We start from the raw sequence: 23,735 nt of genomic DNA on the forward strand, positions 1-23,735 counted from the left end.
AAGTTTATAATTAGATTTTTAAAATAAATAATATTCTAAAAATATTATTTGTAATTTGGTTTGAATCTTTTTAATCTTAAGGCATTTAATAATACTGATACTGAACTAAAGCTCATAGCAAGAGCACCTATCATTGGGTTAAGTAATGGACCACCAAAGATATGAAGTATTCCCATAGCTACTGGAATACCTAAAGTATTGTATCCAAATGCCCAGAATAAGTTTTCTCTTATATTTTTCATTGTTTGTCTACTTAATTGAATAGCTCCAACTACATGTAGGATATCACCTTTCATTAGAACTATATCAGCAGATTCCATTGCTATATCTGTTCCAGAACCTATTGCCATTCCAATATCGGCAATAGCTAGGGCAGGAGCATCATTTATACCATCTCCAACCATGGCAACTTTTTTGCCTTCATTTTGAAGTTCTTTAACTTTTTCAGCTTTTTCTTGAGGAAGAACCTCTGCGATAACTCTATCTACGCCTACCTCTTTTGCAATAGCCTTAGCAGTTTTTAAGTTATCTCCTGTTAACATAACAACTTCAAGACCCATTTTTTGAAGAGTTTCTATTGCTTTTTTACTTGTTTCTTTAACTGTATCGGCAACGGCGATTATACCAGCTATTTTTCCATTAAGAGCAATAAACATTGGAGTTTTACCTTTTGAAGCTAATTCTTCAGAAATTTTTAATAGACTTCCAAGAGCTATATTTTCTTCATTCATAAGTTTTTGATTACCTAGTAAAACTAAATTGTCATCAATAGAGCATTGAATTCCCTTACCTGGTATTGCTTCAAAGTTTGAAACAGTTTTTAAAGTAAGATGTTTTTCTTTAGCATCTTTAACGATGGCTTCCCCAAGGGGGTGTTCAGAACCTTTTTCAGCTGAGGCAGCTATTATAAGAAGTTCTTCTTTTGAAAAATCTTCACATATAATATCTGTAACCTTAGGTTTTCCCTCTGTTATTGTTCCTGTTTTATCAAATACTACAGTATTTAAGCTTTGAGTAGTTTCTAAAGCTTCACCACTCTTAATAAGAATTCCATTTTCGGCACCTTTACCTGTACCAACCATAATGGCTGTTGGAGTAGCTAATCCTAAAGCGCATGGACAAGCTATTACTAAGACAGATATAAATATTGTAAGAGTAAAGATTTTACTTTCACCAGAGAAATACCAAGCTAAACTTGAAATAATAGCTAAGGAGATTACTACAGGTACAAAGTAACCTGAAATTGTATCGGCTAATTTAGCAATAGGAGCCTTAGAACCTTGAGCATCCTCAACTAACTTAACTATTTGAGAAATTACAGTATCTTTACCTACTTTTGTAGCTTTATAGACAATTCTTCCGTTTTTATTGATACTAGCTCCAAACACAGTGTCTCCAACTTTTTTTTCTGCTGGAATGCTTTCACCAGTTAACATACTTTCATCAATTGATGTATATCCTTCTATAACCTCACCATCTACAGGAAGTTTTTCACCAGGTTTAACAAGTATTAAATCACCAACTTGAACATCATCAATAGAAACAACTTTTTCATTTCCATCAACAAGAATAGTAGCAGTTTTAGGAGCTAATCCCATTAATTTTTTGATTGCTTCAGAAGTTTTTCCTTTAGTTAAAGTTTCTAAATATTTACCTAAACTTATTAAAGTAAGAATTGTTCCTGCTGATTCAAAATATAATTGCATTGCATAACTACTATCTCCCATATAGATATGGTATATAGCAAATATTCCATAAGCATATGCTGCTCCAGCACCTATAGCAATTAGGGAATCCATATTGGGACTTCTCATGAATAAGTTTTTAAATCCATGTATGAAGAAATCTCTACATATGAATATAACTATAGTTGTAAGAATAAACTGGATAAGTGCAAAATTTAATGGGTTATACATTGGATCTATTATATGAGGTAAGTGAAGACCAAACATATGTCCCATTGAAATTATAAATAGTGGAATAGTAAACACTGCTGACCATATAAGTCTGTTTTTCATCTTTTTAGTTTCTTTTTCCTTAGTTTTTTGATGCTCATCTTCCTGTGAAGCATCTAAAAGCTTGTATCCTAGTTTTTCAACCTTAGCTTTTATGTCGTTTATAGAAACTTTGTCCTTATCAAAGCTTATATTTAGAGTAGAGTTTGCAAAATTTACATTTGAGTTTTCTACACCATCCATTTTACCTGTTACTTTTTCAATTCTAGCTGCACAGGCAGAGCATGTCATACCTTCAACTTTAAATGAAGCTGATTGATTATTACCTTTTAATTCAAAACCTAATTTTTTGATTTTATCTTTAATTTCATTTATTGAAACTTCATCTTTATTGTATTCTAATTGAAGATTTTCACTAGCTAAATTAACTGATGCATTAGAAATTCCAGATAGTTTATTTAATGTTTTCTCAATTTTAGCAGCACATGAAGCGCAATGCATACCTGATACCTTAAAAGTTTCTCTTTTAGTATTTTGAACTATTGAAAAACCAAGTTTATTGATTTTTTCTTCTATTTCCTTAAAAGTTATTTTATTTTCATCAAATTCTAAGTTTAATTTTTCTGTTGCAAAATTAACATTAGCTTTTGAGATGCCATTAACTTTTCCTAGAACTTTTTCGATTCTAGCAGCACAAGAGGCACAACTCATGCCTTTTATTTTTAATGATTTATTTATCATAAAATTATTGGCTGTTAAATTCCTTATATAAATTTAATATTAATAAAAAGAAATAACAGTTTTCCTCCTTTAATCAAATTAACCACCCCCAGGGGGTGGGGTACAATCTTAATATACTCCTTGAATTTTTTTTTGTCAACAATGAAGTAATAATTTTTATCAATTAAATTTTAGAAGAATTTAATTGAGTTTTTTTTAAAATTATATTTTTAGTTTATCTAAGAAATAAAAATTTATTTAAAAAGTAAATACTAAAATTTTTTTGATATAGATACTAATAAAAAGTAAGAAAAATCACAAGATAAGATAAGAAGTTACTTTAGAAAATTAAACGAGGTGAGTATATGAAAAAGTTACTTTATATTACGGTGAATTCAAAACCAGAGAAGTTTTCATCAAGCAAAACAATTGGAAGAGCTTTTGTAAGTAGGTTTTTAGAACTAAATCCTGAATTCGAGGTTGAAGAAGTAGATTTATATAAAGACTTTATACCTAGATTAGAGGATAAACATTTTTCAGGAAGAAGTTGTGTAGTGGATGGTGAAAAATCTGATTTAGACGAAAAAACTAAAAAAGAAGTTAAGAGAATAATTGAATTAAGCGAACAATTTAAGAGTGCAGATTTATATGTAATTGCAGCACCATTATGGACCTTATCTTTCCCTGCACCTTTAAAAGAGTATATAGATTGTATCGTTCAAAATAAGATAACAGTAAAGATTTCTCAAGATGAAGTAAAAGGATTATTAGATGATAAGCAAAGAGAAATGGTTTATATACAATCTTCAGGCGGACAAATACCTTGGCTTGCTAAAGGGGGATTAAATTTAGGACTAAAGTATGTTGAAGATATAATGAAGTTCTTAGGAATAAAGAAATTCCATCAGCTCTTAGTTGACGGCACAGGATCTAGTATAGAAGAAAAGTTTAAGGCTGAGGATAAAGCTGTTGAAAAGATAGATGATGTAGTAAAGAGTATATATTTCAGTAACAAAGGTTAAATGAAAATAAAGATTTAAAAAATATTTAGCTATGTTTTTGTTAAAGATAGATTTTAATTTATGGCTATGTTTTAAGTGAAGATTGATTCTTAGGTATTTATTCAGATTTATTTTAATTTTGCAGTTTGAACTTATACATTTGAGTGAAGTGAAAATGTGCTTCCTAAAAATAATATTATATATTATAGAATAATATATAATTAAACTCTAACTGCTTATTAAGATGATCTTACGGAACTATCTAGAAATCAACACCAGCTTAAAACATAGCCTAATTTATTTAATAAAAGTTTAATTTAAAGAGAGCTTATAATAGAAATAAGATTTATAAAGTATTTCATAAAATACTTGTTGACAGAAAAACCTTTACATTATATTATGAAATTAACATATACGTACAAGTTGGTACCATAGGAGGATAAGAGAATGGAGAAAAAATGGTGGCATAGTTCAGTGGTATATCAAATATACCCAAGAAGTTTTAATGATAGTAATAATGATGGAATTGGAGATATAAATGGAATAAGAGAAAAGCTTGATTATTTAAAAGAGCTAGGAATTGATGTTATTTGGTTAAGTCCAGTTTATAAATCACCAAATGATGATAATGGATACGATATAAGCGATTATTGTGACATAATGGATGAGTTTGGAACTATGGATGATATGGACAACCTCCTTAAGGAAGCTAAAGAAAGAGGAATAAAAATTCTTATGGACTTAGTGGTAAATCATACATCAGATGAACATAAGTGGTTTATTGAAGCTAAAAAATCAAAAAATAATAAATATAGAGATTATTATGTTTGGAGAGATCCTGTTAATGGTAAGGAGCCAAATGAGTTAGGTTCAACCTTTGGGGGAAGTGCTTGGGAATATGATGAAGCATCAGAACAATACTATCTACATCTATTTAGTAAAAAGCAACCTGATTTAAACTGGGAAAATGAAAATGTTCGTAAGGAAGTTTGGGGTTTAATCAATTTCTGGATAGAAAAAGGAGTTGGTGGATTCAGAATGGATGTAATTGACCTTATTGGAAAAGTTCCAGATGAAATGATAAAGGAAAATGGTCCAAAACTTCACGAATACTTAAGAGAAATGAATGAAAAATCTTTTGGCAAACATGATTTATTAACAGTTGGAGAAACTTGGGGAGCAACTCCAGAAGCGGCCAAACTTTATTCAAATCCAAGCAGAAATGAATTAAGTATGGTATTCCAATTTGAACATATAAGTTTAGATAAAATTCCAGGAAAAAGAAAGTGGGATTTAAAACCTCTAGATTTAAGAGATTTAAAGAGAGTTTTATCTAAGTGGCAAACTGAACTAGATGGAGAAGGATGGAATAGCTTATTCTGGAATAATCATGATTTACCAAGAATAGTTTCGAGATGGGGAAATGATAAGGAATATAGAGTTGAAAGTGCAAAAATGCTTGCAACACTTCTTCATGGAATGAAAGGAACTCCTTATATATATCAAGGAGAAGAACTTGGTATGACTAATATAAGATTTGAATCTATAGATATGTATGATGATATAGAAATTCATAACATGTATAAGGAGAGAATAGCTCAAGGATATAAACATGAAGATATTATGGAATCTATTTATGCAAAGGGGAGAGATAATGCTAGAACTCCTATGCAATGGGATGATTCAGAGTTCGGAGGCTTTTCAACTGTAGAACCTTGGCTTGGAGTAAACTTAAATTATAAAACTATAAATGCTAAGGAAGCTTTAGAAAATAGGGATTCAATATTTTATCATTATAAGAAGCTTATTGACATAAGAAAAAATAATGAAACCATAATTTATGGTGATTATGAACTATTAAATCCTGAGGATGAAAATGTATTTGCTTATATAAGGGAACTAAATGGAGAAAAAATACTAGTTGTATGTAATTTTAAAGAAAATCCAGCTAAATTTATGTTAAAAGAAGATTTAGAAAAAGAACCAGAGATATTATTAAGCAACTATAAGGATTCAGCAGCAAATCTATATGAATTAAATTTAAGACCTTATGAAGCTATAATGTATAAAATTAAATAGAATTATTATTGGGGCTATATCAAAACTAAAGAGTAAAACTTATAAATATATTCTGAGAATTAATTAATTTCACTAAGTTAATTTAGATATTCTTTTAATACTATTTATAAGTTTTATTTATGAGCTACTTTTTTGGTATGGTCTCTTTCTTTTGATATAAATACAATAATTATTAAGTTAGAGAAAGATATATTTTTTGAAATAATTGTATATACAAGAGAACTAATGTTTGCATTTGTTTATTTTATATGTTATACTAAGTTATCAGCTTATGGGTTTTAGTGCTGAAGGGAAAATATAGAAATAAATTGTTTTTATATTTAGTGATTAAATAAAGTTTAAAGTTTATTCTCAGGTTTAAAAAGGTATAGAAGAGAGAGAAAATATATATTAAATTACAAGACGGTAAATTGTAATTCACTTCAAAAAGAAGGTTTTTCACTTCAATAGGTTAAAAATATTTTTTATATTAATGTTTTAAATAAAAATTATAAAAACATGATAAATGGTATAAAAAAATATAACACCTAAAATATTCTTATAAATCCAATAAATGATTTCAAAATATAGTATTAATTTTAGAATAGTCTTAATTTGCATGACTATTTACTAAATATTTATAGACAGTTTATTATAAACAATAAACTACTAATTAAAGATTATTTAGAATAATATTTGATTAGTTTAGTTTTAATTGATAAAAATAGAATATATTCATGCTAGTTGTTAACTCAAAAGAGAAACTAGATGATTTTTAATGCTTAAATTTAGGCCTGAAATAAACAATAAATAAAATAAACAAATATGATTTATAAAAAAATAATAAATTATATATTTAAAGGAGGATTAATTTGTTAATATATAAAATTTGTAATGAATTTAGTAAAAATAAAAAAAATAAAAGAAAAACAAGTAAAGATGTGAAAAAAATTTTAAAAGATGTTAAAAATAAATAGTTTTATTATGTAGAGCACTGTTTTATATAATAGTGTTTTTTTATTATTTAAATTATATATTTAATAGCTATTAAATGAGGAAATATAGCTATTAATGTGAAAGAATATAACATTCAGTATGTAGTAAATTTTAGATAACAAGTTTAAGGTTAAATGACTTGAGATTTGCATTTAACTTTATATCGTGTTACAATAAACTAACAACTTTAATGCATAAATAAAGTTGGCAGTAGAAAAGGGGGATTTTTAATGATAGAAGTAAGAAATGTATCTAAACAAATTGGGGATAGAAAGATACTAGATAATATTTCTCTGACTATTGATAAAGGAAGCTTAGTTGTTTTAATAGGTTCTAGTGGATGTGGTAAGACTACTACTTTAAAGCTTATTAATAAGTTAATAACACCGACTTCAGGTGAAATATTTATAAATGGAAAACCTTTGTCTAAAGAAGATCCAATTGAGTTAAGAAGAAAAGTTGGATATGTAATTCAGAATAATGGTTTATTTCCACATCTAACTATTAAGGAGAATATAGAACTTATTCCAAGACTTAAAAAGGATAAGGAAATTGAGAAAATAGAACAGACAACTATAGATCTTTTGAATATGGTTGGATTAGACCCGGAAATTTATTTAAACAAATATCCATCAGAACTTAGTGGAGGACAGCAACAGAGGGTAGGATTTGCCAGAGCCTTTGCAACAGATGCAGAGATAATTTTAATGGACGAGCCATTTAGTGCTCTAGATCCAATAACTCGTACTTCACTTCAAGAAGAGCTTTTTACAATTCAAGAGGAATTAAAGAAAACAATTATTTTCGTTACTCATGATATGGATGAAGCTTTAAAGATAGCTGATAAGATATGCATAATGAATGGAGGAAGAATAGCTCAATATGATACTCCAGAAAATATCCTTAGAAATCCAGCAAATGATTTTGTTAGAGATTTCATAGGTTCAGATAGAGTTTGGAATAATCCAGATTTTATAAAAGCTAAAGATATAATGATAAAAAATCCTGTTTCTGTTAAAGGTGCAAGAACCATATTACAAGGAATTGAAATAATGAGAAGTAATAAGGTAGATAGTTTATTAATTGTAGATAAAGAAAATATACTTAAGGGTATTGTTACCTTTAAGGATATAAAAACTACAAATGAAAAATCTAGAGCACTTTCAGAAATTATGAGTGAAAATCCACTTAGAGTTAATGAAAATGATAGTTTAGTGGATATTTTAACTGTAATGAATGAAAATTCAGTAGGGTTCATACCCGTTGTTAATTCAGATGAGAAACTGGTAGGACTTATAACAAGAAGTAGTTTACTTTCAATATTAAGTGATCAGTTCTTGGATATGGAGGTGAATATATTTGAATAATTTATTACAATACATGGTTTCACAAAAAACTCAGATATTAGATTTATTAGTTCAACATATATACTTAACCCTTGCAGCTATAGGAATAGCTATAGTTATAGGAATACCTTTAGGGATTATTGTTTCTAGGGTTAAATTTTTAAGAAAGCCGATTATTGGATTTGTTAATTTAGTACAAGCCGTTCCTTCAATGGCTTTATTAGGATTACTTATTCCAGTACTAGGAATAGGAAGTACACCAGCGATTTTTATGGTTGTAGTATATTCATTACTTCCAATTGTTAAAAATACTTACACGGGAATTGCAAGCATAGATCCTGTGGTACTAGAATCAGCTAAAGGAATTGGACTTACTAAGAACCAAAGTTTATTTAAGATACAATTACCATTAGCATTACCAATAATAATGTCTGGTATAAGAATATCAGCAGTTACAGCTGTAGGTCTTATGACTTTAGCGGCCTTCATTGGTGCTGGTGGACTTGGTTACTTAGTATTTTCAGGGGTCCAAACTGTAAATAATAATATGATTTTAGCAGGAGCTATACCAGCTTGTATCTTAGCCTTAATAGTTGACTTTATTTTTGGAAAAATAGAGGTAGCTGTTACACCAAAGGGATTAAGTAATCAAGATAAAAAGAAAAATACCTTCGTTCTTAAAATCATAGGAGTAATAATGGCAATAGCTATTTTATTCATGGGAGTTTCTTCATTTCTATCAAGTAAGAAGGATAAAATAGTTATTGGTTCAAAAAACTTTACAGAGCAGCTTATTTTAGGAAATATGTATGCAGATTTAGTAGAGGATAAGACAGACTTAGAGGTAGAAAGAAAGTTGAATTTAGGGGGAACATCTGTTGCCTTCGGAGCTCTTGAAAAAGGTGATATAGACATGTATGTTGACTATACGGGTACACTACTTGCCAATGTTATGAAAGAAAAAAATATTGATAATAGTATAGATTATTATGAAGGTATAAAGAAAAACATGGATAGTGAACATGGATTAACATTATTAGATCCATTAGGTTTTAATAACACATATAATTTGGCTATATCAAAAGAACTATCTGATAAGTACGGAATAAATACCATATCAGATTTAGCGAAGTATAGTGGTGATTTAACATTATCTCCAACTATGGAATTCCAAAATAGAGAAGATGGTTTAGTTGGATTACAAAAACATTATGGAATGAATTTTAAAAATGTTAAATCTTTAGATGGAAGTCTTAGATATTCAGCTTTAACAAGTGGAGAATCTCAGGTTATAGATGCTTTCTCTACCGATGGACTTCTTAAAAAGTTTGACTTAAAAACTTTAAAAGATGATAAGAATTTCTTTGTAAATTATAGTGCTGTACCTATAGTTAATAATAAAACTTTAGATAAGTATCCAGAATTAAAAGAAGTACTAAATTCTTTAAGTGGAAAAATAGATGAACAGACTATGATTGATTTAAACTATCAAGTAGATGTTTTAGGAAAGTCACCAGAAGAGGTTGCTAAAAGTTTTTTAATTAAAGAAGGTTTAATAAAATAAAAATTATAAAAAGCATATTAAGATTTAGATAATCTTAATATGCTTTTTTATTTAGGTAATTTATAATTAGGATAGTTTTATAATAAATGCCTTTTAAAATATTACCAGTTGGAGAGAACTGTATAAGGCTATTTTATTTTTAGTATTTTAAAAGAACTGATGATAGGACTTTAAAATTAACTAAAAGATTTATATAGAACAAAAATTTAGAAACTTTTTGAAACTTTCTGACCACTTAAAAAGACTAATGTATGTAAGCATCGATGTTAAAGTTTTGGTTAGGAGGAGAAGGATGGGAAAAACTATGAGTATATCATATCTAGATATAGATAGAAAAAATGAATTAAGTGAAATGAAACTAATAAAAGAATCAATTAAAGGAAATAAGGAGTCTTTTGGAATTCTTATAAAAAATAATAAGGAATATTTGTATAAGATGGCTTTTTTATATGTTAAGGATGAACAAGATGCCTTAGAGGTTATACACGAGACAGTATATAGAGCCTTTTTGAATATTGAAAAATTAAAAAAGGCAAAATTCTTTAATACATGGATTACAAGAATTCTAATAAATGTATCAATTGATTTTTTAAAGAGAAAAGGAAAAAGCGAGATATTAGATGAAAGTATACCTACAATAAAAGAAAAATCTGAAGTATCAACAGAAGAGAAATTAGATTTATATAATGCAATAGATTTATTAAATGATAATTATAAGACAGTAATAATCATGATGTACTTTAATGATATGAAGATAAAGGATATTGCAAAGATCATGGAAATTCCAGAAAATACAGTTAAAACTTATTTGAGAAGAGCAAAACAGGCTTTAGGTGAGGTTTTAAAGGAGGGCTATTTAAATGAATAGAAAAGATCTAGATAAGATAAATTTACCAGATAATTTAGATAATATTATAGATGATGCAATAAATATGGCTGAGGAAGATAAAAAGAAAAATAGGAAAAGTAAAGGCTATAAAAAAGTATTAAAAAATATTGCAGCGGGGCTTGCTATAGTTACTACTTTAGGGATTGGGACCACTACTTTAGCACAAGGAGTTCCTAATATAAAAAGTATTTTTAAAGAAATACATGATAAGATTGGTGGAAGTGGAGTTTTGTCAAAATACGAAACTGAAATCAATAAAACAGTTTATGATAATGGGGTAGGAGTAACAATATCAGAGGCAATTTATGATGGTCAATCTTTATATATAACTTATAAAGTTGAAAGTGAGAAGCCTTTTAAATATTTAAGAGATGAAGAGTTCCCTAATGTAGTTAATACAGAAATATTACCTTTATCAACATCAGAGGTAAGCTTTACAGACGAAAAGCTTGATAAAGTAAATAGAAGAATTGAAGGTGAGTTTCTAGATGAGCATACATTCATTGGCAATGAACAGTATGACTTAATGAATTTAAATACTCAAATACCAAATGAATTTGAGTTTACTACAAATATTAATGCATTAGCAATAGAGAATATGAATTCCTCTGATGATGAAGGTCAAGTATTTAAAGGTAGTTGGGATTTCAAAGTCCCAGTAAAAGTTGATAAATCACTTACAAAGGAGATAGAAATTAATGATATAAATGAAAAGGGAATGGGAGTAATTAAAATTTATGATACACCATTTGAATTTAAAATAGTAACAACATCTCCTAAAGATATGGAACCATGGGACTGTGTTCTTCAAATATTTGATGAAGATGGAAAATTAATTACTTACGGATCTGGTGGCTCATATGGTGATTATTCAGTTACAAGACTACCTAAAAAATATAAGGCTCTTAATAAAATAAGAGTAGAGTTTTGGAGTGAAGTTGTAAAAGGCGATGAAGAAAGAGCTAATGTAGATAAAAGTATAATAATGTATTCAAAAGAGATAAATTTAGAAAATTAATGCTATAAAAATTTTTATACTAGTTAGAATTATAATGATTTAGTTTACAGAAAGTATTTTATGAAAGTAATTTAAATTATTAGAATAATATTGATTAAAAGCTATGGTAGAAGAATAAATATTACCATAGCTTATTTTTTATATTTATTTAAGTTAATTTATAAAGTTATATTATTGTGAAAGAAAATTTCCAAGAAAAAAATTGAAAACGTTAAATGAAAATGTTGACATAACTTATACGTATATGTTAGTATAAACACATAAGATATACGTACAAGTTATGGAGGGAAAAAGATGAGTAAGTTTGAAAAAGATGCAAAGTTACTAACCGAGTACATAGGTGGAAAAGAAAACGTAGCTTCAGTAACTCACTGTGCTACAAGAATGAGATTCGTTTTAAATGATACAAGCAAAGCAGATGTAGATAAGATAAAAGCCATTACTTGTGTAAAAGGGACGTTTACACAAGCAGGACAGTTTCAAGTAATTATTGGACCTGAAGTTTCAACTTTTTATAATGATTTTGTTGGACAAACAGGGATAGAAGGACAAAGTAAGGAAGAAGTTAAAAAAGCTGCTAAAAAGAATATGAATATAGTTCAGAGGGCAGTTGCAGGCTTAGCAGAAATATTTGCTCCATTAATACCAGCTATCATAGTTGGAGGGCTTATATTAGGATTCCGTAACGTAATCGGAGATATGAAGTTATTTGAAGATGGAACAAAAAGCTTAATTGAAATATCTCAATTTTGGGCAGGAACTCATAGCTTCTTGTGGTTAATAGGTGAAGCAATATTCCACTTCTTACCTGTAGGAGTTGTTTGGTCTGTAGCTAAGAAAATGGGTGCAGATCAAATGTTAGGAATAGTTATTGGTATAACATTAGTATCACCACAATTATTAAATGCATATAGTGCAGGTGGTGGAGCAGTGGCTCCAGTTTGGGACTTTGGATTTGCTCAAGTTCCAATGATAGGATATCAAGCACAAGTTTTACCAGCAATCATGGTTGGATTCACTTTTGTTTACTTAGAAAGATTCTTTAAGAAAATTACACCAGGACCTATACAAATGATAATAGTACCATTCTTCTCAGTAATACCAACAGTATTATTAGCACACACTGTTTTAGGACCAATAGGTTGGAAAATAGGAAGTGTAATATCAGGAGTTATAGTGGCAGGTTTAACATCATCATTTGGATGGTTATTTGCAGGAATTTTTGGTATGATTTATGCTCCATTAGTTATAACAGGATTACACCATACTTTATTACCTGTTGACTTACAACTTATAAGTGATATAGGTGGAACATTCTTATGGCCAATAGTTGCATTATCAAACATAGCTCAGGCATCAGCAGTTTTAGCTATGATATATGTAAATAGAAAAAATGAAGATGAAAAACAAATATCAATACCAGCATGTATTTCAGGATATTTAGGGGTAACTGAACCAGCAATGTTTGGTGTTAACTTAAAATACCTATACCCATTCATAGCAGCTATGATTGGATCAGGGGTGGCAGGTATGTTCTCAATGGCAATGGGATGCATGGCAAACTCAGTAGGAGTTGGTGGATTACCAGCAATACTATCAATGCAACCAGCTAGCATGTTAATGTATCTAATAGCAATGGGAATAGCAATAGTTGTACCATTTATTTTAACAATAGTGTTCTCAAAGACAAAATTAGCTAACATGGCTTCAAAATAATATAAAAAGGGTGGGGGATGACTCCACCTTTTATATTATCTAGTTTTTTATTTCTTGATTTAGCTATAGTTCAACAATTACTGAATTTTGCAAAGTATTTCTATTAATTTTTCCATTAATATACCTAAAGCTTCGAAACTTGCTTCGCTCAAACAATCTCAGCTTCTTAACGGTATATTAATTCCAAAATTAATGAAATACTAACTGCTCATTCAGATATTATTTCACCTATATCTAAATTAAGAACTTTAAAAGCTAGTAATAATTAAAGAGTTTAATAATGTTGACAGAAAGAAGAATTTAGAATATATTTAAGATAACTTATACGTACAAGTTGTGTGAGGTGTGAATTATGAAAGATTTTAAGAAAAGTGTTGTTTATCAAATATATCCAAAATCATTTAGGGACTCTAATGGAGATGGTCTTGGAGATTTAAGAGGAGTAATTGAAAAATTAGATTATCTTAAGGAATTAGGAGTTGATTATATTTGGATGACCCCTGTTTATGTATCTCCTCAAAAGGATAATGGGTATGATATAGCGGACTATTATAATATAGATCCTAGATATGGTACTATGGAAGACTTTGAAGAATTAGTTAGAGAAGCAAAAAATAGAAATATAGATATTATGCTTGATATGGTATTTAATCATACTTCAACAGATCATGAATGGTTCCAAAGAGCTTTAAAAGGAGAAGAAAAATATAAAAATTATTACATTTTTAAAGAGGGCAAAAAGGGAGAACCGCCTACAAATTGGATTTCTAAATTTGGAGGAAATGCTTGGCAGTATGTTGAAGAGTTAGGAGAATACTACTTACATTTATTTGATGTTTCACAAGCAGATTTGAACTGGGATAATCCAGAGTTAAGAGAGGAAATTTATAAGGTAGTAAACTTCTGGATTGAAAAAGGAGTTAAGGGATTTAGATTAGATGTTATAAACCTTATTTCTAAACCAGAAAAATTCGAAAATGATTATGAAGGTGATGGAAGAAGATTTTATACTGATGGACATAGAATTCATGAGTATTTAAAAGAACTTAATGAAAGAACCTTTGGTAAAGATATAGAAATAGTAACTGTTGGAGAAATGTCATCAACAACTATAGAAAATTGTATAAAATATTCTAATCCTAAGGAAAAAGAGCTATCAATGGTATTCAATTTCCATCATTTAAAAGTTGATTATAAAAATGGACAAAAGTGGTCTTTAATGGACTTTGATTTTATTGAACTTAAAAAAATATTTAATCACTGGCAAAGAGGTATGATAGAAGGTGGTGGCTGGAATGCAGTATTCTGGTGCAATCACGATCAACCAAGAATTAACTCAAGATTTGGGGATGTTAAAAATTATCTTAAAGAATCTTCAAAAATGTTAGCAACTTCAATTCATATGATGAGTGGAACTCCTTATGTGTACCAAGGAGAAGAAATTGGAATGACGAATCCTGGCTTTGAGGATATTGAAGATTATAGAGATGTAGAATCAATAAATTATTTTAATATATTAAGAGAAGGAGGCGTTGATGAAAAAGAGATAATAGAAATTCTTAAGAGTAAATCAAGAGATAATTCAAGAACGCCTGTTCAATGGAATAAAGAAAAAAATGCAGGATTTACTACATCAATTCCTTGGATAAACGTATCTAACAACTATGATGAAATAAATGTTGAAAAAGCTTTAGAAGATAATGATTCTGTGTTTTATCATTATAAAAAGCTTATAGAACTTAGAAAAATTGAAGACATAATAGCATATGGAGATTATGTTCAACTTTTAGAAAATCATCCTAAAGTATATGTTTATGAAAGAAACTATAATGGAGATAAGTTACTTGTTATAAATAATTTCTATGGAGAAGAGTGTTCATTAGATTTATCAAAAGAAATTAAGGAATTAGAGAAATATAATAAGAAAATTTTATTATCTAACTATGATGATAGCACTTTACATCTATCTAAGTTAAATTTAAGACCATATGAATCAATAATTTATAAATTAGAAAAATAAGAAAAAGACCTCTCTTAAGTAAAATTATTTAAGAGAGGTTTTAATTTTTTATGTTAAGAGGTTTTATTTGGCGAAATAGAGTTTTATGTTAAAATATAAGTAAATTTAAATATCAGACTATGCTCTAGGGGAATGCTGAGTTTTATGTAGATCTTTAGACATGAAAAAACAATATTAGTTTAAAATAGATTTAAGAGTTAAAGAGATTTTATTTAGATGAGGGCTAGTTTCAAAGTATTAAATTGATTTTAATATTGAAGTTTAGTAAGAATATAAATTGTAATAATAGTTTAGGGAGAGTTAAAGATGTCTATTAAGTATTTAAATATATACAATGAAATTGTTGGAAAAATAGATAGTGGTGTTTTGGAGACAAATAGTAAATTACCATCTGAATCACAACTTATGGATGAGTATGGGGTATCAAGGGATACTGTAAGAAAAGCTTTAAATTTATTAGAGCAAAATGGATATATTGAGAAGTCTAAAGGTAAGGGATCTTTTGTACTTGCTATGAATAAGTTTAATTTTCCGGTTTCAGGAATAAAGAGTTTTAAAGAGATAGAGAAAAATTTAGGAAAGAAATGTGAAACAATAGTTGAAGAGTTAACATTAAAAAATCCAAGTGAGAATATAATGAAGAAACTTGAGATTTCACCTAATGAATATATTTGGAGCTTAATAAGAACTAGGAATATAGATGGAGAAAAAATAATTTTAGATAAAGATTATCTAAATTCAGAGTTTGTTCCAAGATTAACTGAGGAAATCTGCAAAAATTCCTTATATGATTACATAGAAGGAGAGTTAGGATTAAAAATAGCTTATGCAGAAAAGGAAATAACAGTTCAAAATGCTACAGAAGAAGATAGAAGATTATTAGATTTAAGAGGATATGATATGGTAGCTGTAGTTAAAAGCTATACATATTTAGAGGGAAGAAATTTGTTTCAATACACAGAATCAAGACATAGGCCAGATAAGTTTAAGTTTGTAGATTTTGCAAGAAGATAAAAATAATTAATTAAGTTTTTAATTTTTTTGAAAACTATTTTTGTAAAGAAAAAATATAACTATCACATTCATAGTTGGTAAATACTTAGACAATACACTGTGAATTGTGATATTTTTTTATAGAAAATTTTAACAAATAATACAATCATAAATATGTAGTTTCTTATATTTATAAGTGATAATTAAATTTATACTAAAAATCTCATGGATAAAAAATAAGTTAGGGGTAATAATAATTATTAAATTTTAAAAGGAGGTGAAGTAGTGGAAAAGTTTTATGGACCTTTAGGATTAGAGGGATATGTATCGAGATACATAGACAACAATGGATGTAGCTTAGAGGAAGCTTGTAACGAATTAGAAGTAAGTATTGAAGACATATTTAAATAAATAGAGTGAAAATATATAGAAGTAGCTATATCAAAAAAACTTATGAATATTTTGATATGGCTACTTTTTAGATTGCTTCCATAGTGAGACTAAACAATTATCAGCATAAAAAAAGGAGAGTACAAATGTACCCTCATTCATTGAATAATGTTTAACACCTAAAATAGCAAAGGAAAAAGTTTCGATGTAGTAAAGGCTAATTTAGGAAAGCCACTTAAGTATTAAACAATTTTTAAAAAGTTAATAATGTTTACAATTTATTTATAAACCTTTTTAAGTCTCATGTCAAATACATGAAATTAAATAATTGTAATATTAAAGGCTATATTTTGAAATTAAATCTATTTTAACTAGTAAATATTATCTAAATAAGGAATGTATACATTTTACATTACTAAATCTTTAATATCCCAAAGTTAATGTAATTTTTGAATTTCCATCTACCACTTCCTCAGGTGAAATACTTTGTTTAGTTACAGATGGTCCTTCACCAACAAATTCACCTTTAAGTCCTAATTGATTAAGAAGCTTTTCAGCAGATTCTTTAGAATAGTTAGTGAAATCAGGAACAATAACATCTCTATTTAAATTTGAGCTATCACCTGCAATTAAAGTTATCTTTGTATCTGGTGAAATTGGATAGCCTGTAGCAGGATTACTATCAACTATAAATTCACCTTCACCTTCTACAGCATAAGAAATTCCTAAATCTTTTAAAATTTTAGTAGCATCATCTACAGGTAAACCACAAACTTCAGGAATTATAACAGTTTCTTTTTCAGGAAGTTTTTCATCTAAATGGAATTCTGTTAAGTCTATATAGTTAAATATATTTTGGAATAACATTCCCGCTAGTGGAGCAGCAACTCTACCACCATAATATTCTCCATTCTTAGGATTATCAACAGATACCATTACAGATATTTGAGGATTATCATAAGGGGCAAATCCAACAAAGGAAGCAACATAGCCACCACCATAGCCACCAGTTTCAGGATTAACTTTTTGGGCAGTACCAGTCTTACCAGCCACTCCATAACCCTCTTTATAGGCAGATTTAGCAGAACCATTCTTAGCAGCATTGGCTAAGGCTGCATTTATTTGTTCAGCAGTCTCTTTGCTTATTATATTATCTGTTTTTTTAGGCACAAAGCTTTCATCTATAACTCTTTCATTAGCTTCATTTATATAACTTATTTCTTTAACTACATGAGGCTGAATTAATGTACCACCATTAGCAACGGCATTAACAGCTGCCATAAATTGAATTGGATTAACCGTGTTGGTTTGTCCAAATGCAATAGTAGCAAGGTCCATATCAGTTATGTTTTCAGTTTTCTTAACAATTCCAGGAGATTCACCAGGTAAGTCTACACCTGATTTTTTTCCAAGGCCAAAATTTTTGATATATTTATTTAACTTTTCTGCACCTAATTTTTCTCCTAGATGCATAAAACCAACGTTACATGAATTTTGTATTATTTCTTCAAAAGTCTGAGTTCCATGACCTCCTCTTTTCCAACATTTAATAAATCTATCGCCTTTTTGAAGACCACCTCCACAAGTATAGGTCTCATCTTTACCGGCTAATCCTTCTTCAACAGCTGCAGAGGCTGTTATTATCTTAAAGATAGAACCCGGTTCAAAGGAATCTGAAACAGCTCTGTTTCTCCACATTTTTTGAATTCTATCTGATGAAGTGTTACCTGGGAAGCTTTCTGCTCCATCATAAGGTTTATTTGGATTAAAATCAGGTTTATTAGCCATTGCTAAAATTTCACCATTATTTGGGTTCATTATAATTACTGAAGTAGCGTCGGCATTATTATGAACAAGACCTATTTCAGCTATTTGCTCTGCAAAATATTGTAGTTTTTCATCAATTGTTAAAACTACATCTTTACCATCTACAGGAGCGGTAAATCTAGAAATAGTATAAGGGTATTCAGCTCCGTCCTTAACCATTTCAGTTATTTTTAATCCAGGAGTTCCGGCTAAAACCTTATCGTATTTTAATTCAACACCATTTAATCCAACGCCATCTGAGTTGGTAGTTCCTAAGACATGGGAAAGGAAATTATCATTAGGATAATATCTTTGAGTATCAGGAGAAACCATTACCCCTGGGATTTCTAATTCTTTAACCTTATCAGCTTTATCTTTTTCTATTCTTCTAGCAACTATTGCAGCACCGGCAGGTGCGCCAGAAGGAAGTCTAAATTCTAATTTCTTTAAAACAGCATCCTTATCCATCTCTAGTACTTTAGAAATTTCCAAAGCTAACTCGTCATTAGTCTTGCCAGTTTTCTTTGTGTAGGATCTAATTGCATTTAAGTTAAAGTCAACTCTGTAAACATTAGAGCTAACAGCAAGTTCATTTAAATCCCTATCAAGAATTTTTCCTCTTCTTGCAGAGATTTTAACTTCGTTTGTCCATTGTTCAACAGCAAGTTCAGCATATTCTGGTCCCTTAGCTACCATTACATAAGATAACCTAAGACTTAAAATGAAAAACATAATTATAATAAACGCTAAGATAAACGAGAGTCGTTTCCTGATTACTGCCATATCTCTGTATAATCTCTTCAATATTTCATACCTCCTTCAAAAAACTATATCTATACATAATATTAGTAAAAGGAGGATTTAATTATTAAATTTAAAAAAAATTATAAATGGAATAAAGTGTTAATTATTAAAAATTAGGTGGAGATTAGTTTGGTTTTTGTTTATTATTTACATATAAGGTTTTTATGTGAAGATTATTTAGTGAAAAATATATTAAAAAAGGGTTGAATTATAAATTTTATATATAGGGAAAAGGGGTGTATAAGGTTTGGATAAGAGAAAAATTAAGAATGGAAATTCCTTAGAAAGACGAAAGAAAATTTTAAGAAGAAGGATTATATTTTTTCTTGGTATTGTATTATTTTTAGGAATCATTATTTTCTTTACGTTTTCAATTATAGGAAGAGAAGAAAGTTACAGAGATTTATATAATAAAAGTCTTTCAAAAAGAGAGTTAGAGAAAATGAGGATAGATTTAAATATACAAGATGTTGAATATAAATGGGGAAATGAACTTAAAAAAGGAAATTCACCTAAAAAACTGATTATACACCATTCAGCTACAGATTCGCCAGAAACTCCAGAAGCAATTCATAAATTTCATTTACAAAATGGATGGAGTGGGATTGGATATCATTTTTATATAAGAGAAGATGGAACAATTTATAAAGGAAGAGATGAAAATATAATAGGTGCTCATGCTAAAAATGCAAATTATAACACCTTAGGTATATGTGTTGAGGGTAACTTTGAAAAAGAAGGATTAAATGAGGCACAGAGAAATTCTCTTATTAAACTAGGGACTTATTTGAGTTTAAAATACCCTATAAAAGATATAATTCCTCATAGAGATGTTGTGGATACTTTGTGTCCAGGAAGTCTTTTCCCTATGGATAATATAAAAAGTAGTATTATTGAGGAAATAAAAAAGATGTAGTGAATCGTTAGTTAGAATGAGAATTTATAAACTAAAAAGACAATTGACAGTAAAGGCTGGATGAAAGAAGAATATTTAATAATTTATCTTTTTATTTGTGTATTTTTATATGAATATAAAATGTACTATTATAATTTGGAATTTTTTGCTCTGAACTTTTGTTCAGAGCTTTTATTTTTGATATAGCTATTTATTTTAAGCTTAAATATTAACCTTCTAAGATCTTAACATAAAAGGTTCTATTTCTTGGACCATCAAAATCACAGAAGTACACATCTTGCCATTGACCTAATATTAATCTTCCTCTATGTAGAATTAATTGTTGAGAAACTCCAATAGTTGAGCTTTTTAGGTGTGAATGTGAATTGCCCTCAAAGTGTTTATATTTATGATCTTTAGTTGGATAAGTTTTTTCAAAACCATAAATTAAATCTTTAACCACATCAGGATCAGCATTTTCGTTTATTGTTATTCCTGCTGTAGTGTGTGGGCAGTAAACAACAACAATTCCATTTTCAATATTACTTTCCTTTATGTCCTCTTTTATATATGATGTAATCTTACTCATACTTTGAGGTATATGAGTTTCTAATGTATGCTTAAAAAAATTATTCATAAAAAACCACCCCTTTAAATCTTAGTATATACAAATTATATAACAAATAGGCTATTTAGGTTGTGATTTATTTCAAACTAAATATGATTTTTAATTATAAAATTTTTGAGAGATAGTTATTATAGAATCAGTAATTCTATAGTTGAAGATGGTGATATTAAGTAAATAAGAATTTTTAGAGATTATAATTAGTCTTAACATTAACAAATAAAAAACTTTGTAAAAGATGATAGGTTTTTATATTCCAATTCGTATTTAAATAGTGTACTAGTACTTAGGGAAGTAAATTAGGAGGAGCAAATTATATGGAAGATAGCCTTATCATAAAATACATTGAAAACAGAAAAGAAGAAGGATTAGATATGCTAATAGATAAATATTCTCCAATTATTAAAGGAGTTACTAGAAAGTATTTGTTTAATTTAAGGGAATATGAAGAGGAATGTTTAAATGATATACTTCTTTCTATTTGGAATAATATAGAGAGTTTTGATGCAAAGAAAAATACATTTAGAAATTGGATAATATCAGTTTCTAAGTATAAAGCAATTGATTATAAAAGGAAATATCTTAAAGAATTAGAGGATTTAGAGATAGATTTAAATTTAATAAGGGATTCAAGAAGCGTTGAGACAGATATATTAAGAGAAGAACTTCAAGAGGATGTGTATGCACTTTTAAAAAATCTTAATCATAAGGATAGAGAGGTTTTCATTAAGTACTACATAGAGGAATTGGAACTTAAAAAGATATCTAAAGTTATGAACATTAAAGAATCCACATTATACAACAGGCTTTCAAGAGGAAGAAGAAAACTTAGAAAATTAATTCATTTATATGATTTTTAGGGGGATTGGGATATGAAGAAGAATAAGTTTAAAATTTTAAATGGTTTAGATAATAGTAAGGATAGAATAGAAGAAATAACTCCTAGCCAGGAAGAAAAGGATTCTTTAAAGTTAAAAGTAAGAGAATTAATAAAAGAAGAGAATAATTCAAAATATATAAAGAGAAAGAGTAGAAATAAAATAATAGTGGCTTCTTTATCATGTGTACTTATAGGAAGTCTTGTTTTAAATAGTGAAAGTGTAATAGCTAGTATGACTTCTTTAGGGAAAAAAATAGAAAGTTATTTTGGAAGAGAAGATGATTCTTTAAGACCTTATAAGGATGAAGTATTAAAATCAGTAGAGGATAAGGGGATAACATTCTCTTTAAATGAACTTATTTTAAACGATGAAGAATTAGTAGTAAGTATGATGGTTGACTATGGAGATTTTGATTTTGAAAGTGTTGGGATAAAAGAAAATAAAGCTAATAAGGTTTCAGTTTGCCCAAATACTTTTACTACTATAACATCATCAAATGGCATTAACTTTAATACAAGTGGTATGGGTGCAAGTTATGATTATGAACATGAAAATGAAATAACTAATATGATTATGTATTTTGACATGACTGGAGTAGATTTAGATAAGGATTATAATCTGAGAGTTAGATTAGAGGATATGTTGTTAGATCAATATATACTGGGAGAAGATAAACATATTGAAGGTAATTGGAGTTTAGATGTAGATTTTAATGGTAAAAAATTAAAAGATAAACTTGAAATAATAAAAATAGATAAGACTATGAATTTTGAGAAATATGGATATATGGATTGGATATTAAAAGAAGTAAGAAAAACACCAGCTTCAATAGTAGTAAAATTAAATAGTAAAGAATCAACAGATTTTATAAATAATGAAGATAAGCATAGATATATTGACTTTGAGTTTTATGATGAAAACGGAGAAAAGATAGATTTTATAAGTAAAGGTGGAAATTCTGAAAAAGGACTTTCCTATGAGTATAGAGGTGAGAAGGAAGTTAATAAAATAAAGGTTGTTCCAGTATTATATGAAGAGAGAAATAGTTTCTTTAAGCTTATAGGAATGCATTTTAAGAGTAGAAAGTTAAATGAAGAAGAATTTTATATTAATTTAAAATAGTTTATTAGACTATGTTTTAGACAAATGTTGATTTAATAAGGCTTTTTACAGCTTTATGTGAAAATTAATATTAGTCTAAAGCAGAGTCTTTTTTATTTAGTATAAAAGATATTATTAGGTTTAATCTTCTGATTTATGGATAGAATCACATATGAAGAATTGATATTGGAGGAAGTAGTATGTTTGATTTTATTTTTGACAAAGAAGATAAAGCTATGAGAGAAATGAACTTAATAGAGGAAAGAAAATTTATAATGATGTTTCTTACGTATATGTATTTGTAATTTATAGTAGTAATAGTTACTAATTATAAATATATATAAACTTAATATTTAATTATTAAAAATACTATTTGATAATTTTATGAAATTAAAATTATTTCTAGTGAATTAATTTTAATTTATTATTAAGAGAATTTAAAATAAGAGAGAATTGTATATTATAAATTTACTTTGTGAATAATAAGTAAGGAAAATATGAGAAAAAGTTACCACTATATGCTAATATATATTTAACATTGAGATTATTTAAATTTATGGAGGAATTCAATATGTACACTATAATGGCAATAAAACTATCACCTAGAACAAGTGTGGCACCTAAAGTTCAAGAGATATTAACTAGATATGGTTGTATAATACATACTAGAATAGGATTACATGAAGCTACTGAAAATACATGTTCAACTTCAGGACTTATCCTTTTAAATCTTACACCAAGTGCTAAAGAAGAAATAGAAAAATTAGATAATGAGTTAAACTCATTAGAAGATGTAACAGCTAAATTATTAAACCTTTAATAATTAGTTATTTTAAAAAAGTCACCATAATATATATTATGGTGACTTTTTTAATGCTAAATTGTAGAAATTATCATTAAAATTAATATACTCAAAATTTTCAATAATTTAGTAAATAAATTGCATGTAAACGTTAA

Annotated in this window: 17 protein-coding genes; 14 read left to right on the forward strand and 3 right to left on the reverse strand. The window is 28.1% G+C overall.

Annotation, left to right across the window (positions count from 1 at the left end; all coding sequences use genetic code 11):
- Positions 1 to 44 precede the first annotated feature (44 nt).
- Positions 45 to 2,696, reverse strand: a complete 2,652-nt coding sequence (locus AC2JAQ_RS02565; protein WP_488457759.1) for a heavy metal translocating P-type ATPase — start codon at positions 2,694 to 2,696, stop codon at positions 45 to 47.
- 344 nt (positions 2,697 to 3,040) lie between these two features.
- On the opposite strand from AC2JAQ_RS02565, the gene AC2JAQ_RS02570 reads away from it, so the two are divergent.
- The 10 genes from AC2JAQ_RS02570 to AC2JAQ_RS02615 all read left to right on the forward strand — a co-directional run bounded on the left by AC2JAQ_RS02570 (position 3,041) and on the right by AC2JAQ_RS02615 (position 16,687).
- A complete protein-coding gene (locus AC2JAQ_RS02570; RefSeq protein ID WP_488457760.1) occupies positions 3,041 to 3,697 on the forward strand; it encodes an FMN-dependent NADH-azoreductase in 657 nt (218 codons plus the stop codon).
- 426 nt (positions 3,698 to 4,123) lie between these two features.
- Entirely contained in the window at positions 4,124 to 5,755 is a 1,632-nt protein-coding gene (locus AC2JAQ_RS02575; RefSeq protein ID WP_488457761.1) for a glycoside hydrolase family 13 protein, read from the forward strand.
- A 1,205-nt stretch (positions 5,756 to 6,960) separates the two neighbouring features.
- Positions 6,961 to 8,097: a betaine/proline/choline family ABC transporter ATP-binding protein gene (locus tag AC2JAQ_RS02580; RefSeq protein WP_488457762.1), complete on the forward strand. Its 1,137-nt coding sequence runs from the start codon at positions 6,961 to 6,963 to the stop codon at positions 8,095 to 8,097.
- Positions 8,090 to 9,640 (forward strand): ABC transporter permease/substrate-binding protein, encoded by a 1,551-nt coding sequence (locus AC2JAQ_RS02585; RefSeq protein ID WP_488457763.1) that lies wholly within the window; start codon positions 8,090 to 8,092, stop codon positions 9,638 to 9,640. The genes AC2JAQ_RS02580 and AC2JAQ_RS02585 overlap by 8 nt, the downstream gene beginning before the upstream one ends.
- 292 nt (positions 9,641 to 9,932) lie before the next feature.
- Positions 9,933 to 10,508, forward strand: coding sequence for a sigma-70 family RNA polymerase sigma factor (locus AC2JAQ_RS02590; RefSeq protein WP_488457764.1), 576 nt, complete (start codon positions 9,933 to 9,935; stop codon positions 10,506 to 10,508).
- On the forward strand, positions 10,501 to 11,547 hold the full coding sequence (locus AC2JAQ_RS02595; protein ID WP_488457765.1) for a DUF4179 domain-containing protein: 1,047 nt from the start codon (positions 10,501 to 10,503) through the stop codon (positions 11,545 to 11,547). Before AC2JAQ_RS02590 ends, AC2JAQ_RS02595 begins: the two co-directional genes overlap by 8 nt.
- A 294-nt stretch (positions 11,548 to 11,841) precedes the next feature.
- A complete protein-coding gene (gene treP / locus AC2JAQ_RS02600) occupies positions 11,842 to 13,263 on the forward strand; it encodes a PTS system trehalose-specific EIIBC component (protein ID WP_488457766.1) in 1,422 nt (473 codons plus the stop codon).
- Between the two features lie 352 nt (positions 13,264 to 13,615).
- Positions 13,616 to 15,283 carry an alpha,alpha-phosphotrehalase gene (gene treC, locus AC2JAQ_RS02605; RefSeq protein WP_488457767.1) on the forward strand — a complete coding sequence of 556 codons (1,668 nt, stop codon included), beginning with the start codon at positions 13,616 to 13,618 and terminating at the stop codon, positions 15,281 to 15,283.
- Between the two features lie 306 nt (positions 15,284 to 15,589).
- A complete protein-coding gene (treR, locus tag AC2JAQ_RS02610; RefSeq protein WP_488457768.1) occupies positions 15,590 to 16,297 on the forward strand; it encodes a trehalose operon repressor in 708 nt (235 codons plus the stop codon).
- Between the two features lie 264 nt (positions 16,298 to 16,561).
- Complete coding sequence (locus AC2JAQ_RS02615) at positions 16,562 to 16,687, forward strand: hypothetical protein (protein WP_488457769.1); 126 nt, start codon at positions 16,562 to 16,564, stop codon at positions 16,685 to 16,687.
- A 402-nt stretch (positions 16,688 to 17,089) separates the two neighbouring features.
- Here AC2JAQ_RS02615 and AC2JAQ_RS02620 read toward each other — a convergent pair whose 3' ends face one another.
- Entirely contained in the window at positions 17,090 to 19,276 is a 2,187-nt protein-coding gene (locus AC2JAQ_RS02620) for a stage V sporulation protein D (RefSeq protein ID WP_488457770.1), read from the reverse strand.
- A gap of 247 nt (positions 19,277 to 19,523) precedes the next feature.
- Between AC2JAQ_RS02620 and AC2JAQ_RS02625 the strand changes: the two genes are divergently transcribed.
- On the forward strand, positions 19,524 to 20,192 hold the full coding sequence (locus AC2JAQ_RS02625) for a peptidoglycan recognition protein family protein (RefSeq protein WP_488457771.1): 669 nt from the start codon (positions 19,524 to 19,526) through the stop codon (positions 20,190 to 20,192).
- Positions 20,193 to 20,400: 208 nt separating this feature from the next.
- On the opposite strand, the gene AC2JAQ_RS02630 is transcribed toward AC2JAQ_RS02625, so the two are convergent.
- The gene (locus AC2JAQ_RS02630) at positions 20,401 to 20,808 is read right to left on the reverse strand and encodes a secondary thiamine-phosphate synthase enzyme YjbQ (protein ID WP_488457772.1); all 408 of its coding nucleotides are present in this window, start codon (positions 20,806 to 20,808) and stop codon (positions 20,401 to 20,403) included.
- A gap of 305 nt (positions 20,809 to 21,113) precedes the next feature.
- Between AC2JAQ_RS02630 and AC2JAQ_RS02635 the strand changes: the two genes are divergently transcribed.
- The 3 genes from AC2JAQ_RS02635 (at position 21,114) to AC2JAQ_RS02645 (ending at position 23,598) form a co-directional block, all read left to right on the forward strand.
- Positions 21,114 to 21,656: a sigma-70 family RNA polymerase sigma factor gene (locus tag AC2JAQ_RS02635; RefSeq protein ID WP_488457773.1), complete on the forward strand. Its 543-nt coding sequence runs from the start codon at positions 21,114 to 21,116 to the stop codon at positions 21,654 to 21,656.
- Between the two features lie 12 nt (positions 21,657 to 21,668).
- Positions 21,669 to 22,799 (forward strand): DUF4179 domain-containing protein, encoded by a 1,131-nt coding sequence (locus tag AC2JAQ_RS02640; protein ID WP_488457774.1) that lies wholly within the window; start codon positions 21,669 to 21,671, stop codon positions 22,797 to 22,799.
- A 550-nt stretch (positions 22,800 to 23,349) separates the two neighbouring features.
- The gene (locus AC2JAQ_RS02645) at positions 23,350 to 23,598 is read left to right on the forward strand and encodes a CPF_0552 family protein (protein ID WP_488457775.1); all 249 of its coding nucleotides are present in this window, start codon (positions 23,350 to 23,352) and stop codon (positions 23,596 to 23,598) included.
- Positions 23,599 to 23,735: the final 137 nt, after the last annotated feature.

The organism is Clostridium sp. LIBA-8553 (assembly GCF_057782465.1).

What these genes read in the sequence shown, in the direction of transcription:
- AC2JAQ_RS02565 (WP_488457759.1), bottom strand. Translation starts at nt 2,696, where the DNA reads ATGATAAATAAATCATTAAAAATAAAAGGCATGAGTTGTGCCTCTTGT.
- AC2JAQ_RS02570 (WP_488457760.1), top strand. Translation starts at nt 3,041, where the DNA reads ATGAAAAAGTTACTTTATATTACGGTGAATTCAAAACCAGAGAAGTTT.
- AC2JAQ_RS02575 (WP_488457761.1), top strand. Translation starts at nt 4,124, where the DNA reads ATGGAGAAAAAATGGTGGCATAGTTCAGTGGTATATCAAATATACCCA.
- AC2JAQ_RS02580 (WP_488457762.1), top strand. Translation starts at nt 6,961, where the DNA reads ATGATAGAAGTAAGAAATGTATCTAAACAAATTGGGGATAGAAAGATA.
- AC2JAQ_RS02590 (WP_488457764.1), top strand. Translation starts at nt 9,933, where the DNA reads ATGGGAAAAACTATGAGTATATCATATCTAGATATAGATAGAAAAAAT.
- AC2JAQ_RS02595 (WP_488457765.1), top strand. Translation starts at nt 10,501, where the DNA reads ATGAATAGAAAAGATCTAGATAAGATAAATTTACCAGATAATTTAGAT.
- treP (WP_488457766.1), top strand. Translation starts at nt 11,842, where the DNA reads ATGAGTAAGTTTGAAAAAGATGCAAAGTTACTAACCGAGTACATAGGT.
- treC (WP_488457767.1), top strand. Translation starts at nt 13,616, where the DNA reads ATGAAAGATTTTAAGAAAAGTGTTGTTTATCAAATATATCCAAAATCA.
- treR (WP_488457768.1), top strand. Translation starts at nt 15,590, where the DNA reads ATGTCTATTAAGTATTTAAATATATACAATGAAATTGTTGGAAAAATA.
- AC2JAQ_RS02630 (WP_488457772.1), bottom strand. Translation starts at nt 20,808, where the DNA reads ATGAATAATTTTTTTAAGCATACATTAGAAACTCATATACCTCAAAGT.
- AC2JAQ_RS02635 (WP_488457773.1), top strand. Translation starts at nt 21,114, where the DNA reads ATGGAAGATAGCCTTATCATAAAATACATTGAAAACAGAAAAGAAGAA.
- AC2JAQ_RS02640 (WP_488457774.1), top strand. Translation starts at nt 21,669, where the DNA reads ATGAAGAAGAATAAGTTTAAAATTTTAAATGGTTTAGATAATAGTAAG.
- AC2JAQ_RS02645 (WP_488457775.1), top strand. Translation starts at nt 23,350, where the DNA reads ATGTACACTATAATGGCAATAAAACTATCACCTAGAACAAGTGTGGCA.